This is a genomic window from Ferdinandcohnia jepli, assembly GCF_047246645.1.
Taxonomy (GTDB): domain Bacteria; phylum Bacillota; class Bacilli; order Bacillales; family Bacillaceae_L; genus Ferdinandcohnia.
Genome location: NZ_JBFOKR010000005.1, coordinates 1 through 13,901, shown reverse-complemented (window position 1 = coordinate 13,901; position 13,901 = coordinate 1). Strand labels below are relative to the sequence as shown.

The 13,901-nt window shown below is 37.1% G+C and carries 11 protein-coding genes and 12 tRNA genes; 2 read left to right on the top strand and 21 right to left on the bottom strand.

What is annotated here, in order from left to right; translation table 11 throughout:
- Positions 1-175: 175 nt before the first annotated feature.
- Together yiaA and AB3M96_RS06265 are read right to left on the bottom strand one after the other, a co-directional pair.
- On the bottom strand, positions 176-646 hold the full coding sequence (gene yiaA / locus AB3M96_RS06270; protein ID WP_412966723.1) for an inner membrane protein YiaA: 471 nt from the start codon (positions 644-646) through the stop codon (positions 176-178).
- 207 nt (positions 647-853) lie between these two features.
- On the bottom strand, positions 854-1,420 hold the full coding sequence (locus AB3M96_RS06265; RefSeq protein ID WP_412966722.1) for a TetR/AcrR family transcriptional regulator: 567 nt from the start codon (positions 1,418-1,420) through the stop codon (positions 854-856).
- 277 nt (positions 1,421-1,697) lie between these two features.
- Here AB3M96_RS06265 and AB3M96_RS06260 point away from each other — a divergent pair, with 277 nt between their 5' ends.
- Positions 1,698-3,641, top strand: coding sequence for an efflux RND transporter permease subunit (locus AB3M96_RS06260; protein ID WP_412966942.1), 1,944 nt, complete (start codon positions 1,698-1,700; stop codon positions 3,639-3,641).
- 2 nt (positions 3,642-3,643) lie between these two features.
- A complete protein-coding gene (locus tag AB3M96_RS06255) occupies positions 3,644-5,452 on the top strand; it encodes a YhgE/Pip domain-containing protein (protein ID WP_412966721.1) in 1,809 nt (602 codons plus the stop codon).
- Positions 5,453-5,620: 168 nt separating this feature from the next.
- On the opposite strand, the gene AB3M96_RS06250 is transcribed toward AB3M96_RS06255, so the two are convergent.
- From AB3M96_RS06250 to AB3M96_RS06160, 19 genes are all read right to left on the bottom strand, one after another.
- Positions 5,621-6,796 (bottom strand): sugar ABC transporter permease, encoded by a 1,176-nt coding sequence (locus tag AB3M96_RS06250; protein ID WP_412966720.1) that lies wholly within the window; start codon positions 6,794-6,796, stop codon positions 5,621-5,623.
- Positions 6,797-6,809: 13 nt separating this feature from the next.
- On the bottom strand, positions 6,810-8,330 hold the full coding sequence (locus tag AB3M96_RS06245; RefSeq protein ID WP_412966719.1) for an ATP-binding cassette domain-containing protein: 1,521 nt from the start codon (positions 8,328-8,330) through the stop codon (positions 6,810-6,812).
- A 74-nt stretch (positions 8,331-8,404) separates the two neighbouring features.
- Positions 8,405-9,514: a sugar ABC transporter substrate-binding protein gene (locus AB3M96_RS06240; protein WP_412966718.1), complete on the bottom strand. Its 1,110-nt coding sequence runs from the start codon at positions 9,512-9,514 to the stop codon at positions 8,405-8,407.
- Positions 9,515-9,826: 312 nt separating this feature from the next.
- Positions 9,827-10,012, bottom strand: coding sequence for a PspC domain-containing protein (locus AB3M96_RS06235; RefSeq protein ID WP_412966717.1), 186 nt, complete (start codon positions 10,010-10,012; stop codon positions 9,827-9,829).
- A 284-nt stretch (positions 10,013-10,296) separates the two neighbouring features.
- Positions 10,297-10,545 (bottom strand): hypothetical protein, encoded by a 249-nt coding sequence (locus AB3M96_RS06230; RefSeq protein ID WP_412966716.1) that lies wholly within the window; start codon positions 10,543-10,545, stop codon positions 10,297-10,299.
- A 43-nt stretch (positions 10,546-10,588) separates the two neighbouring features.
- Positions 10,589-11,095: a GNAT family N-acetyltransferase gene (locus AB3M96_RS06225; RefSeq protein ID WP_412966715.1), complete on the bottom strand. Its 507-nt coding sequence runs from the start codon at positions 11,093-11,095 to the stop codon at positions 10,589-10,591.
- 86 nt (positions 11,096-11,181) lie between these two features.
- A complete protein-coding gene (locus tag AB3M96_RS06220) occupies positions 11,182-12,153 on the bottom strand; it encodes an NAD(P)-dependent alcohol dehydrogenase (RefSeq protein WP_412966714.1) in 972 nt (323 codons plus the stop codon).
- A gap of 125 nt (positions 12,154-12,278) precedes the next feature.
- Positions 12,279-12,359 (bottom strand) — tRNA-Leu (locus AB3M96_RS06215).
- Positions 12,360-12,392: 33 nt separating this feature from the next.
- Positions 12,393-12,478: transfer RNA gene (locus AB3M96_RS06210), tRNA-Leu, on the bottom strand.
- 24 nt (positions 12,479-12,502) lie between these two features.
- A tRNA-Cys gene (locus AB3M96_RS06205) sits at positions 12,503-12,576 on the bottom strand.
- A gap of 2 nt (positions 12,577-12,578) precedes the next feature.
- Positions 12,579-12,653: transfer RNA gene (locus tag AB3M96_RS06200), tRNA-Gly, on the bottom strand.
- A gap of 27 nt (positions 12,654-12,680) precedes the next feature.
- Positions 12,681-12,755, bottom strand: a tRNA-Gln gene (locus tag AB3M96_RS06195).
- 117 nt (positions 12,756-12,872) lie between these two features.
- Positions 12,873-12,948, bottom strand: a tRNA-His gene (locus AB3M96_RS06190).
- Between the two features lie 11 nt (positions 12,949-12,959).
- A tRNA-Trp gene (locus tag AB3M96_RS06185) sits at positions 12,960-13,033 on the bottom strand.
- Between the two features lie 31 nt (positions 13,034-13,064).
- Positions 13,065-13,149, bottom strand: a tRNA-Tyr gene (locus AB3M96_RS06180).
- 17 nt (positions 13,150-13,166) lie between these two features.
- Positions 13,167-13,242, bottom strand: a tRNA-Thr gene (locus AB3M96_RS06175).
- Between the two features lie 158 nt (positions 13,243-13,400).
- A tRNA-Phe gene (locus AB3M96_RS06170) sits at positions 13,401-13,476 on the bottom strand.
- Positions 13,477-13,490: 14 nt separating this feature from the next.
- Positions 13,491-13,566 (bottom strand) — tRNA-Asp (locus AB3M96_RS06165).
- A gap of 6 nt (positions 13,567-13,572) precedes the next feature.
- Positions 13,573-13,649: transfer RNA gene (locus tag AB3M96_RS06160), tRNA-Met, on the bottom strand.
- Positions 13,650-13,901 lie beyond the last annotated feature (252 nt).

The following is a 13,901-nucleotide window of genomic DNA, read 5'->3' as shown; positions in this document are numbered from 1 at the left end:
TATATGGTTAATACACATTTCTTGTCAACAGCCTTTTATTTTTTTAAGAAGCATTTATCAAGACCTTTAGAACTGGTTTCCTCTGCATCTATACAAATACATTTAGATTTTCAAATTAAAATAGGTGTTAATCCTATCCTTGGATTAACACCATCGTAACAAAATAGCTTACTCCCTACTCCCGTTCTCTTGCCCTCTGCGTATCTCTTATATTCTTTTGAACAGTTATAGCTGCAAATAAGCTAAGAACAAATGACATTCCATAAAATCCTTTTTCACTTAAAACAATACTCCCCGCATTGTATAAACCAATGGCCATTAAAGAAATTGATACAATAAGTGCAAACCAACTAATTCCGTAATAAATACCAGTAACCGGAATTCCCTCTTCTTTGTCGCGTACTGCCTTTTGTAACGATACAGAAGCATATAGACCAAATACTAAAACAGCAAAGTAGTAGCCTTTTTCGTTTAACTCCATTGCTGCATTAAACAAACCAATAAGATAGGCAGCAACACCTACTACCAACGCTGCCCATGAAGCACCCTTAAAAGCAGCAGTCGGTTCCCCTTCTTTTCTTTCGACTTTCACTTTTGGTTCATTTTGTTTTCCATTATCGATTACAACCTCATTATCATTAGACATTCAAATTTCTCCCCCATCTTTGAGCTACTAAAATAAAGCATCATAGATATCTCCATAATGCTTTATCTTAATCTATTATATAGAAATCCCTTACAAATAATAGATAATTTTAATTTTATTTCCATTTATTATTTTCGTTCAAATTTGGCTCACTTAGTAAAGATGAATCGCAATAGTTAGTGATTTCCGATCCAGGAACATGTTAACTTATCTCATCTCAGATAATCCTTTGTTTACGAAAGCATGGATAATTTCAGCCATTTCCCGAGGAGATTTGTTCTTTTCATTTGCTAACCAATTTTTTATCACATGCATCGTACCACTTACTACAAACAGGTTTATGTACTCTAAGGTCTCCTTGTCATAACTACTATCGGTAAGCCAATTCTTAAATATAAATTTCTGTGTAATCGTCATACCTTTTTTTTGGAAATGAATATCACTATTCTCGCTTAGAAGTGTTTGACAAACATCACTATTTTCTGCAACATGTTCCAAGGTTTTCACTGTCATTTGCAAAGCTTCTTCTTCACTTGAAAAGTTATATTTGCTAAGTGTACTCACCATACCCTCAATAAATTCATCCTCAATTGAATTAAGTAGATCGTATTGATCCGAAAAATGAGAATAAAATGTAGACCGATTGATATCAGCTAACTCACAAATTTCTTTTATGGTAATACTTGATATTGGTTTCTCTTTTAAAAGTTTCATAAGACTATCTTTTAAAACCATTTGTGTATATTGTTTGCGTCTATCCATTTTTGCACTCAAATTTTTATTCCTCCTATCTTACTATTGAATTTAGCAAGTTAAACAACATAATGCAATAATCTGTTGGGAAACAAACATTATGTAGTAAATTGTATGTTGAATACCCAGCACTGTGTTTATATAATGATAAGGTGAAATTCCGAAACCTTAGAGAGGATGAATAGAGATAAATATTGCAGCACGTATCATAAAACAGAAGAAAGCTGTTGTTATTGCATTTGCAATAATTGCCGTGTTGTCGACAGTGGCACAGTTTTTCGTGTCAGTGAATTACAATATGGTTGATTACTTGCCAGATGATGCCCAATCAACACAAGCACTCGATGTGATGGAAAATGAGTTCAAAGCTTCCGTGCCAAACACAAGGGTTATGATACCTGATGTAACCTTACAGGAAGCTCTCACGTATAAAGATGAATTGTCAGCTATAGACGGTGTCTCCGATGTGCTTTGGTTGGATGACGTAATTGATTTAAAAACTCCCCTGGAAATGGCTGACGAGGAGACTGTAGAAACTTATTATAAAAATGGAAATGCACTGTTTACCATCGGTGTGCGCGCTGGTGATGAGGTTGAAATAACAGACGCCATTTATGAATTAATTGGAGAAAACGGGGCTATTGCCGGGGAAGCGATCAACACTGCCACCTCGCAGAAAATGGCTGGAAATGAGTCTCTTTATGCCGCTATATTATTAGTTCCCATTATTATTTTCATACTCGTCATCTCTACTACTTCTTGGATAGAACCACTATTATTTCTAACCGCTATTGGTGTTTCTGTTTTAATAAACTTAGGAACTAATATATTTATTGGAGAGGTTTCCTTCGTAACTCAATCAGTTGCTCCAATCTTACAATTGGCCGTTTCACTTGATTATGCAGTTTTTCTTCTTCATAGTTTTAACGACTACCGGAAAACAACTAATAATCCAGAAGAAGCTATGCAGTTAGCGATGAAGAAATCTTTCCCCGCTATTACTGCAAGTGCAGCCACTACCTTTTTCGGATTCATTGCACTTACGTTTATGAATTTTGAAATTGGTTCAGATCTTGGCTTGAATTTAGTAAAAGGAATTGTTTTAAGCTTTGTAAGTGTCATGATATTTTTACCAGCATTAACTTTATGGTTATACAAATGGATTGATAAAACAGATCATAAAAGCTTTGTGCCGAGCTTCGCTGGAATTGGAAAGTTTATGCTAAAGCTACGCATTCCTAGCTTAATTATTGTAGGTGCAATTCTAATTCCTGCCTTCTTGGCACAATCCAATACATCCTTTACATATGGTCTAGGTGAATTACCTGAATCCTCTCGTGCAGGAAGTGACTTCGTCAAAATTAAAGAAGCGTTTGGTGAAGCAACACCATTAGTGCTTTTAGTACCTAGAGGTGAGGTTGCAAAGGAGACAGATCTAGTTAATGAATTAGGAGAGCTTGACTATGTAACAAGTGTAATCGCATATGTAAATATGGTTGGATCTGTGATTCCACCAGAATATTTAGATGAATCCGTTACGAATGAATTTTATTCCAAAAATTATAGTCGAATTATCATTAACACTAATCAGGGTACTGAAGGTGAAATTCCCTTCGGAATAGTGGAAAAGGTACAGAAAACTGCAGAGAATTATTATGGAGATAAAGCACTTAGCTTAGGTGAAAGTGTAACCCTCTTCGATATTAAAACAACTGTAACACGAGATAATATTGTTGTTAATACATTGACAATCGGGACGATCGCCTTGGTGTTATTGGTAACCTTTAAATCAATTTCGTTTCCAGTTGTACTGCTGTTAACTATTCAGTCTTCGGTTTGGATTAACTTATCAATACCCTACTTTACAAATTCATCATTGGTTTTTGTAGGATATTTAATTGTTAGTACTGTTCAGCTCGCAGCTACGGTGGATTATGCCATTTTATTAACGGAAGAGTATCAGCATAACCGCAAAGAATTGCCTGCTTTAAAAGCAATCATGAAAACATTGGATCAAAAAACTTTCTCCATTTCCATTTCGGCCGCAATTTTATCCAGTGTTGGATTTATTTTATGGATTACGTCTTCAAATCCGATTGTTTCTTCGATTGGTTTATTGCTAGGAAGAGGTGCTTTACTCGCCTTTGTAATGGTTGTCCTTCTATTACCAGCATTGCTCGTGGTATTCGATAAATTAATCAAGAAAACCACATATCAAGCAAATTATTATGAGGAGAAATGATGATGAGAAAAAAACAAGTACTACTAGTTATGATGGCTGTTTTCTTACTCTTGCCTTCATTTCTTGTGAAAGCCGATTCGACAGAACGAGTGAATGCTGAAACTGTAGAAGGGAAACTCTCTTCTAAGGATGAAGTGGTGTATGCAACGTTACATGCCACTGGTGCTTTAGAAGAAATCTATGTCGTAAACACGTTAGATGTTGCGAAGGCAGGAGAGATTTTCGATTATGGAGTATATACTAGCTTAAAGAACCTGACTGATTTATCAGAATTAACTCAAGAAAGCCAAAATGTTCGAATTAATGCTCCAGAGGGAAAATTTTACTACCAAGGAAATATGAATAAAGATACAGAACTGCCATGGGAGATTTCAATTTCATATTTATTAGATCGACAAAAAATAGCACCTGCTGAGCTCGCTGGCCAGAATGGTCATCTTGAAATTATAATCAAGACATCTGCCAATAACGCTGTTGATAAAGTCTTTTATGAAAATTACTTATTACAGGTTTCATTGCAGCTGCCAAATAACTATGAAAATATTGTAGCCTCAGGTGGCATGGTTGCTAATGCAGGAAAAAATAAACAAATTACCTTTACAGTAATGCCTGGTGAAAACGAAGAATTTAGTGTTGAAGCAGATGTTGAAAATTTTGAGTTCCAGGGTGTTGATATTGCCGCTATTCCTTCCACACTCCCTATCGACACATCGGAAATGGGGAATATGACAGATGCCATGGCAACATTATCAAATGCTATCAGGGATGTTAATAACGGAGTTGCTGAGTTAGAGGATGGAGTTATTCAATTAAATAACGGTGTCTCATCACTAAGAGATGGCTCGGCTCAATATCGAAACGGAATGAACGAAATCGATGGCGCATCCACCAAAATTGTTACTGCTTCAAATTCAATTGGGGATGCCTTAAAAACAATTAGTACTTCCCTTACTTCAAATTCGGAAGAAATGGATCTTACTAAGTTAGCTGAATTACCGGCAGGACTAACTCAATTAGCAAAAGGTCTTACAGATACAGCAAATGGATTAACGAAGTTACAGGAAAGCTACTCACAAGCATATTCGGCATTAGATAGCGCCATTGCTGGTGTACCTGAACAACAGGTTTCAGATGAAGAGATTGCTGGATTATATGCGAGTGGTGCCAATAAGGGCGTATTAGATCGTTTGCTTGCATTTTATGGAGCCGCACAAAAAATAAAAGCAACCTACTCCGTGACAAAAGAAGCTTTTGAAGCGGTGGAACCATCATTAACCAAAACTAGTGGAGCTTTAAAGGAGATGAGTGGCTCGCTCACCTTTACAGCAAATGAACTTTCTACCTCTCTTGAGGATATGGATTTGAGTGCATTAGGTGAACTACAAAAAGGAATAGCAACTCTATCTGCTAATTATCGAGAGTTTCATACTGGACTCGTAAGTTATACAGATGGAGTAAGCACATTAACCGACTCCTACAACGATCTACATTCAGGCATTGTTGATTTATCAGATGGAACTGATGAATTAGCAAATGGTGTTGGCAAGCTCCATGATGGAACAAATGAGCTATACGAAGAAACCAAAGACTTACCAGAGCAAATGGAAGATGAAATCAATCAAACGATCTCCGAATATGATAAATCTGACTTCCAACCGGTTTCATTTGTTTCACCTAAAAACAAAGATGTCTACTCTGTTCAGTTCGTCATAAAAACGGGGGCAATTAAGAAAGAAGAACAAGAAACGAAGAAAGCGAAAACTCAAGAAGAAAAGGGATTTTGGGATTTACTTATGGATTTGTTTAAATAAAAAAGAACTCGCCACGTTGATATAACGTGGCGAGTTTTTGAATACTATTTTAGAATGTCAATTAAAAAACACTTCTCAGTTAATAAGAAGTGTCTTTTTATATCGGTGGTTTTTGTTTACATTCATACACATAAAGACAAAGGCCAACTTTTCCCCATCCCCAAATCATTAAGCTCTTTGTCTACGAGTCATTACATCAAAGATAACTGCTAGAGTAAGTACTCCGCCACGAATGATATATTGAGGGGCAATACCTACACCCATCAAGTTCATACCGTTTGTTAGTGTAGCCATAACTAATGCTCCTATAACAGCTCCTGTTACTTTACCAACGCCACCTGCAGCAGATACACCACCAACGAATGCTGCAGCAATTGCATCCATTTCAAATAATGTACCAGCCGTTGTTGTAGCTGCTTGTAAACGAGATGTGAACAGAATACCTGATAAAGCTGAAAGCATACCCATTGAACCAAACACAAGGAAAGTTATTTTACTAACACTGATCCCTGTTAAGTGAGCAGCTTCTGGGTTACTACCAACTGCATAAATATGTCTACCTAAAACTGTTTTTGTAGTAATGAAATGATACACAAGAACAACAAGAAGGATGATAATAACTGTCCAAGAGAATCCATTATAACCTGCTAAAAGCCATGTAATATAAGCAATTATTGCTGAAACAAATACCAATTGTATTACGAACAGCGGACTTGAAACAACGCTAAAATTATATTTCACTTTGTTTCTTCGATTTGAAATTGCACTATACACATAAAATACGATTGCCAGTGCTCCGAGAATCAACGAAAGTAAATGTAGGCCTCCAACTTCCATAATCGAAGGAATATATCCGTTACCTATCGCATTAAATGCGTCATTGTTAACATTAATTGTTCCTGATTTTTCTGTTACTAATAGAATTGCTCCTCTATATATAAGCCAACCCGCTAGTGTGGCAACAAAGGCTGGGATTCCAACTTTAGCTACAAGAAAACCAGTAGCAGAACCAGCCAAAATACCAAGGATTAAAATGATTGGTATCACGATATAAACTGGCAAATTGAACTGCATCAATAAAATTGCTGCAATTGCCCCAAGAAAACCAGCTAAAAATCCTATTGATAAGTCAATATGTCGTATAACGATAACTAGCATAACACCGACTGCTAATACAGCTATATAACCTGCGGAGTCCAGTAGATTACTAATATTACGGGATGTGAGAAATAATCCATCAGTTAAGATTGTAAAAGTGACCATAATAACAATTAGAGCAATGTACATCCCATAATCACGAATATTCGTTTTTATTAAATTCCTTGCTTCATTGAACAGATTCATTATTGTTTACCTCCTATTGCGTCGCGAGTTGCATAATCTTTTCTTGATTCGCTTCCTCTGATGACAACTCACCTTTGATTTCGCCTTCTGCCATTACATACACACGATCGCTCATTCCTAATACTTCGCCAAGCTCAGATGAAATCATAATAATACTCATGCCTCTATCAATCAGTTCATTCATAACTGTGTAAATTTCAAATTTAGCACCAACATCTATACCACGAGTTGGCTCATCTAATATCAACAGCTTCGGTCCTACAAAAAGCCATTTTCCTAAAGAAACCTTTTGTTGGTTCCCACCACTTAAATTACCCACTAACTGTTGTATGGAAGGGGTTTTAATTCCCAATGATTCTCGATATTCCTCTGCAATTCTTATTTCTTCGTTTTCATTAACCTTCCCATTGGAAGCAATACTTGTTAAATTACCTATTGAAATATTGTTTTTGATATCTTGTAGTAAAAATAAGCCATCACCTTTTCGATCTTCGGTCACATAAGCAATCCCAGCTTTAATCGCATCACTGGTATGCTTAAAATTGGTAGGCTTTCCTTCAAGAAGCAATTCTCCTTGAAGCTTGTAATTCTTTGAGTTACCAAAAATACTTTGTGCGAGTTCTGTCCTTCCTGAACCCATTAAGCCGGCTATTCCTACAATTTCGCCCTGCTTAACATGAATCGTAACATCTGATGCTACATTACGTCCTAACTTAGGGTCATAAGCAGTCCAGTTAACTAACTCAAGAACCTTTTTACCAAATTCCTTCTTCTCTCTCTTCGGATAAATATCTTCAATTTCGCGACCAACCATATTTTTTATTATGACAGCTTCATTTATTTCGCCTTTTGATGCATCCAATGTACAAATTGTTTCGCCATCCCGAAGAACGGTTATTTTGTCTGCAATGGCTGTGACTTCCTTCAGTTTGTGCGAAATCATGATGGATGTAATACCTTGCTTTTTAAGCTCACGTAGTAACTGCAATAGGTTTTCACTATCGTCCTCATTTAGCGCAGCAGTTGGCTCATCTAATATGAGAAGCTTAACTTCTTTGCTTAGTGCTTTTGCAATTTCTACTAGTTGTTGTTTTCCTACACCTAAATCTTTAATTAATGTTTCTGGATTTACCTTCAAATTAACCTTATCTAGCATTTCCTTTGATTTAACAATAGCTTTGTTCCAATCTAGAACTCCACCACGCTGGATTTCATTACCAACAAATATATTTTCATAAACAGATAAATCAGGGAACAATGCCAGTTCCTGATAAATAATCGCGATACCTACATCTACGCTATCGCTTATTTTGTTAAACTGTTGCACCTTACCGTTAAAAACAATATCTCCCTCATAATTTCCATAAGGATACACTCCACTAAGCACCTTCATAAGCGTCGATTTACCGGCACCATTCTCTCCTACTAAACAGTGGATTTCTCCTCTTTCAACTTTGAAGTTGACATTAGAGAGCGCCTTCACACCTGTAAATTCCTTCGATATCTGATTCATCTCTAAAATATAATCGCTCATCGTTATGCCTCCTTACCAATGAAGTAAAGTGTTAGACACTCGCCTAACACTGTTACTTCAAATCAGTTAATCTATTATTCTAATCCAGTAAACTCACTTGCTTCATAGTAACCTGAATCAATAAGTTCACTCTTCACGTTATCTTGTTTAACTACGATTACGTCAGTTTGTTTAGCTTTAACATCTACACTACCATTATTGTAAGATCCAGTTGTTTCAGGTGTTTTGCCATCTAGAATATCAATAGCCATACCCATAGCATCAGTAACTAAAGTACGAACATCTTTGAATACAGTCATTGACTGTTTACCGTCAATTATATATTGGATAGAAGCTTTTTCAGCATCTTGACCTGTTACTACATAGCTTGAAATAGCGCCATCAGTTGCAAAAACGTCAGCGATTGAACGAGCAGTTCCATCGTTTGGAGCTAGAATTGCAACATCACCTTTTAAATCATCACTAGCAGCTGTTAAATGTGTTTGAGCTTTGTTTTTAGCTTCGTTTGGATCCCAGTTTGTAGTAACCTGACCAAGAATTTTACCTAACTCATCACGAGTAAGTTCAGCTTTGTCTTGTAATGCAACTGCTTCACTTGAGTTTGCAATTACAAAAGTTCCATCAGCAATTTTCGGTTGTAGTACTTTCCAAGCACCTTCAAAGAATAAAAATGCGTTATTATCAGAAGCAGCACCAGCATATAGATACAACGGTACGCCTGTACCTTTAGTGTTTTCAATTAAATATTGTCCTTGTGCCTCACCTACAGCAACGCTGTCAAATGTAACATAGTAATCTACTGCATCTGTGTCAGTAATTAGACGGTCATATGCGATAACAGTGATTCCTTCTTTTTTAGCCGCTTCAACCGCAGAACCAGCAGCTGTGCCATCATGAGGAGCGATAATTAAAACATCGATTCCCTTACTGATTAAAGTTTCAACGTTCTCTTTTTCCTTAGCAGAAGATCCTTGAGAAAATAAGATTTCAGTAGTATACTCTGAATCTTTTAAAGCATCTTTAAATCTAGTTTCATCTTGAACCCATCTTGGCTCATCTTTAGTAGGTAATACGATACCAACACTAACTCCAGCTTTTCCTCCACTCGAATCACTACAAGCAGTAGCAACAAGAACAGACATAATTGCAACTAATGTAAGAAGAAACTTAAATCCTTTTTTCATCTTGAAACCCCTTTCATATATCTGTTTTATTTACTTACAGGCTAAATATATCACCGATACACACGTAGGAAAACGCTTTCTTATAGCACTATTTTGTTTTCATCTTCACTTTTTTAACATTAGGGGATTAGACCCTTATTAATTTAGTTCTACAAAACTTTTTCAGACTTGTATATTAAAACTAGATCTAAAAAAATCAATCAAAAAAAGCAAAGTGATTATTACTCACTCTGCTTTTTTCCCTAGATTCTATTAAGATTTTATAAAAAAAAAAGAATATGTACTAAGAAGAATTTTAATCTCCGAATAAATTTAATATAAACTAGGTGGGCTGTCAGTCATCGTATTAGTAAGAATTAAATAAATAAGTATATTACCAGGTAAAAATATAAATAGAAGTCTTACTGCAGTTGAGGATATACCAAAAAACTCAGCAATTCCTCCACAAACCCCAGCAATTGACTTATCAGTTGAGGATTTTCTTAACTTATTTTTCATTCATTTCCCCCTTAAATATTTCCATTACTTATATTACCATATTATAGTAAGTGTATCGCAAAAAGCAGTGTAATTTTAAAGGATAAATCCACTGCCTTTTTTGTTTAGTTTATGTTATTTGTCGGTTTATCGTAGTCTGGATATATATTTGAAGTATGCTTGCAAAACTGTCGATATTCTCAATTGAATGTAATCTATCTTAGAAGAGAAATGTATAAAATAGGAACGTATTTTGTGCTCGAGGGAATCAAATACATTTTACTTTCAATAAATTTTCAGTGTCTTTAAGGAAAAATTGATAAGAAAATAATTAATACCGCCATAACTAAAATCAAAAGAGAAATTGGTGCATTTTTAGTTTGTTTAAGCCTTTGTACTGCAAAGGTCATTAAATTTAAAGCTAGCAAAATATATACTATCCTGAACATCCAATAGTAATCTTCAAATGTAAAAGAGATTACTGCTAATATAGCAGCAGATATCGCAAATATTACTTGAAGTTTATCTAATTTGTTAAAGTTTTTCTTTACCATTTTTTACCTCAGTTTTTCATATGATATAGTTAATTTTACTTCGTTATAATTCTAACCCATATTTCTTTAATTCTACTGTATCATTTGGGAGCGTTACGAAGCAATCAAACTTCATTCCGAGCTTTTCAAGGAGTCTATACGAGCGCTGATTATCTTTAGTTGTAAATGCTACGATGCACTTCAACCCGATTTCTTTGGCGTACCCAACCATACCTCTTGCCGCCTCATACGCATAGCCTTTTGAATGATAATCGGATAGAATTGCATAACCGATATCAACATCTTTAAGTCCATCCCGTTTAATCAACCCACACAAGCCAATAGGAATATGATTTTCCTTTAACTGTGCTACAAATAGTCCAAATCCTTCCCGTTCATACATAGCCTGCGGTCCGTTCTTAATATATGCAACTGCGTCATCTAATGTATGTATTCCTTTATCCCCAATGTATTTTAACCAACCTGGTTCATTAAGTAATCTCATAATAAACTCTGAATCTCTTTCTTCTACCCATCTCATACTTAATCTCTCAGTTTCGAGTACTAACATGTAGAAATGTCTCCCTTCTAGTGCTCCATATCAAAATAGTAGACCTACTTGTCTAGGTCAGATAACCTGTCCCCTTATCGCACTTTTTATTTTATTGTTATTATGACATTACCTTTTTTGTGCCCTTTCTCTACATACCTATGAGCTTCGACGATCTCTTCAAACGGGTAGGATCTATCTATGGCTACTTTCAATTTGCCTTTTTCGATAAGTCCTTTGATGAATTCTAAAGCCTCACTGGTTTCAGGTGAGTTTCTACTCATAATGAAATTAATATTACCTGTCAACTTAGCCCATACCATTTGAAAACTTGGAATTGGTTCCGTGACATTTATATAAGTTCCGCCGCTTTTTAGTAGCACCAACCAGGTTGAAAATGAGCTCTTATTAACTGCTTCAAAAATAACATCATATGTACCCTCAAGCTTAGAAAGATCTTCCTTAGTGTAATCAACTACTTTATCTGCTCCTAGAGCTTTCACCATATCTAAATTTGTTGTACTGCATACCCCAGTTACGTTCGCACCAAAATATTTAGCTAACTGGACTGCATAACTTCCTACACTGCCTGATGCACCATAGATTAGGATCTTATCTCCTTTCTTAAGAGTAGCCTTTCTAAGAAAAAACAATGCAGTTCGAGCTCCAATTGGAATAGCAGCTGCCTCCTCCATAGTTATGTTATTAGGTTTTATACTTACTGGGCCATCTTCTGATAAACATTTATACTCAGCATACGCACCAAAATCTGAAAGAGTGGCTGCAAAAACTTGGTCACCTTCCTTAAACCTTTTAACATTTCTTCCAATTGACTCGACTACACCAGCTAATTCCATCCCTAATATCTGTTTTTTTGGTTGTCGTAAACCAAGTGTAATTCGGGCAGGCAGCCAAAATAGTGGAGGAACTGTAAAACTTCGTGATCGTATATCTGCTACAGATACAGTTGTTGCTTTTACTTTTACCAATATCTCATTATCCTTTGGAATGGGTTTTTCTACTTCTTTTAGTTGAAGAACATTGGGGGGACCATACTTTTTATAAAGGATTGCTCTCATTTGAATTCCTCCACTTCGTTTTACTCATTAATATCTACGAAGGGGGTTAAATAGAACTATGGATGAAATTATAAATGAAGACAAAATAAAAAACACTTCTAATTAGATAGAAGTGTTTTTTATGATACCGGTGGTCGGGGTCGAACCGACACTCCAGAGGAACACGATTTTGAGTCGTGCGCGTCTGCCAATTCCGCCACACCGGCAAATATAAAATGAAAGACATCCAAAAGTAAGGATGCCGAGGACCGGAATCGAACCGGTACGGTAGTCACCTACCGCAGGATTTTAAGTCCTGTGCGTCTGCCAGTTCCGCCACCCCGGCATATAGATTATTGTAAAAGTATAATGGAGGCGGCAACCGGATTCGAACCGGTGGTAAAGGTTTTGCAGACCTCTGCCTTACCACTTGGCTATGCCGCCGTTGGAGCGGAAGACGGGATTCGAACCCGCGACCCCCACCTTGGCAAGGTGGTGTTCTACCACTGAACTACTTCCGCAATATACTTTTAAATAAAAAAATAAAATGGCTGGGCTAGCAGGATTCGAACCTACGAATGACGGAGTCAAAGTCCGTTGCCTTACCACTTGGCTATAGCCCATTGATTAATCATCATGAAATACATCATCGAGTAAGCTGCATGAGCAACTCCGAAAGAGGATATTCTGAAAAATTTATTAAGTGAATTTTACGTTTGCTTAATATCCAAATAAAAAAATGGGGCGACTGATGGGAATCGAACCCACGAATGTCGGAACCACAATCCGATGCGTTAACCACTTCGCCACAATCGCCATAATAATATTGGCAGGGGTAGTAGGAATCGAACCCACACCAAAGGTTTTGGAGACCTTCGTTCTACCTTTAAACTATACCCCTACACTATAGAATGTTACTACTTTTTTAAAAATGGTGGAGGGGGACGGATTCGAACCGCCGAACCCGGAGGGAGCGGATTTACAGTCCGCCGCGTTTAGCCACTTCGCTACCCCTCCACTATTTAATTAAAAAATGGTGCCGGCGATAGGAGTCGAACCCACGACCTACTGATTACAAGTCAGTTGCTCTACCAACTGAGCTACACCGGCATATTAATATATGAAGATACTTCTTTTTTCTCTCCTGAACAGTTGCTCGTCACACCTTGCGATGTTCCTCGCATGCCGCCAGAGAAGCCAATTCATTGTTGTAACGGCATGCTCTACCAACTGAGCTACACCGGCACAAATAAATATAGAATATTAAATGGTGGCTCAGGACGGAATCGAACCGCCGACACAAGGATTTTCAGTCCTTTGCTCTACCGACTGAGCTACTGAGCCATGTTTTAATATTATGGCGGTCCCGACCGGGATCGAACCGGCGATCTCCTGCGTGACAGGCAGGCATGTTAACCGCTACACCACGGGACCTTAATTTGGTTGCGGGGACAGGATTTGAACCTGCGACCTTCGGGTTATGAGCCCGACGAGCTACCAGACTGCTCCACCCCGCGATAATAGAAAGTATATAGTTTTTGTCATGCGCTGAGTTAGCATATGACTGTCCCTTCCTCTAAAAGCCTAATCAAGAAGCTAATCCGTCGGGACAACTCGCAGATTAATCATCGAAGCAACGCTCATTGCTCCACCCCGCGATAAAAAGAGATATAAACTTTTGTTATAATACATAATGGTGGAGGATGACGGGATCGAACCGCCGACCCCCTGCTTGTAAGGCAGGTGCTCTCCCAGCTGAGCTAATCCTC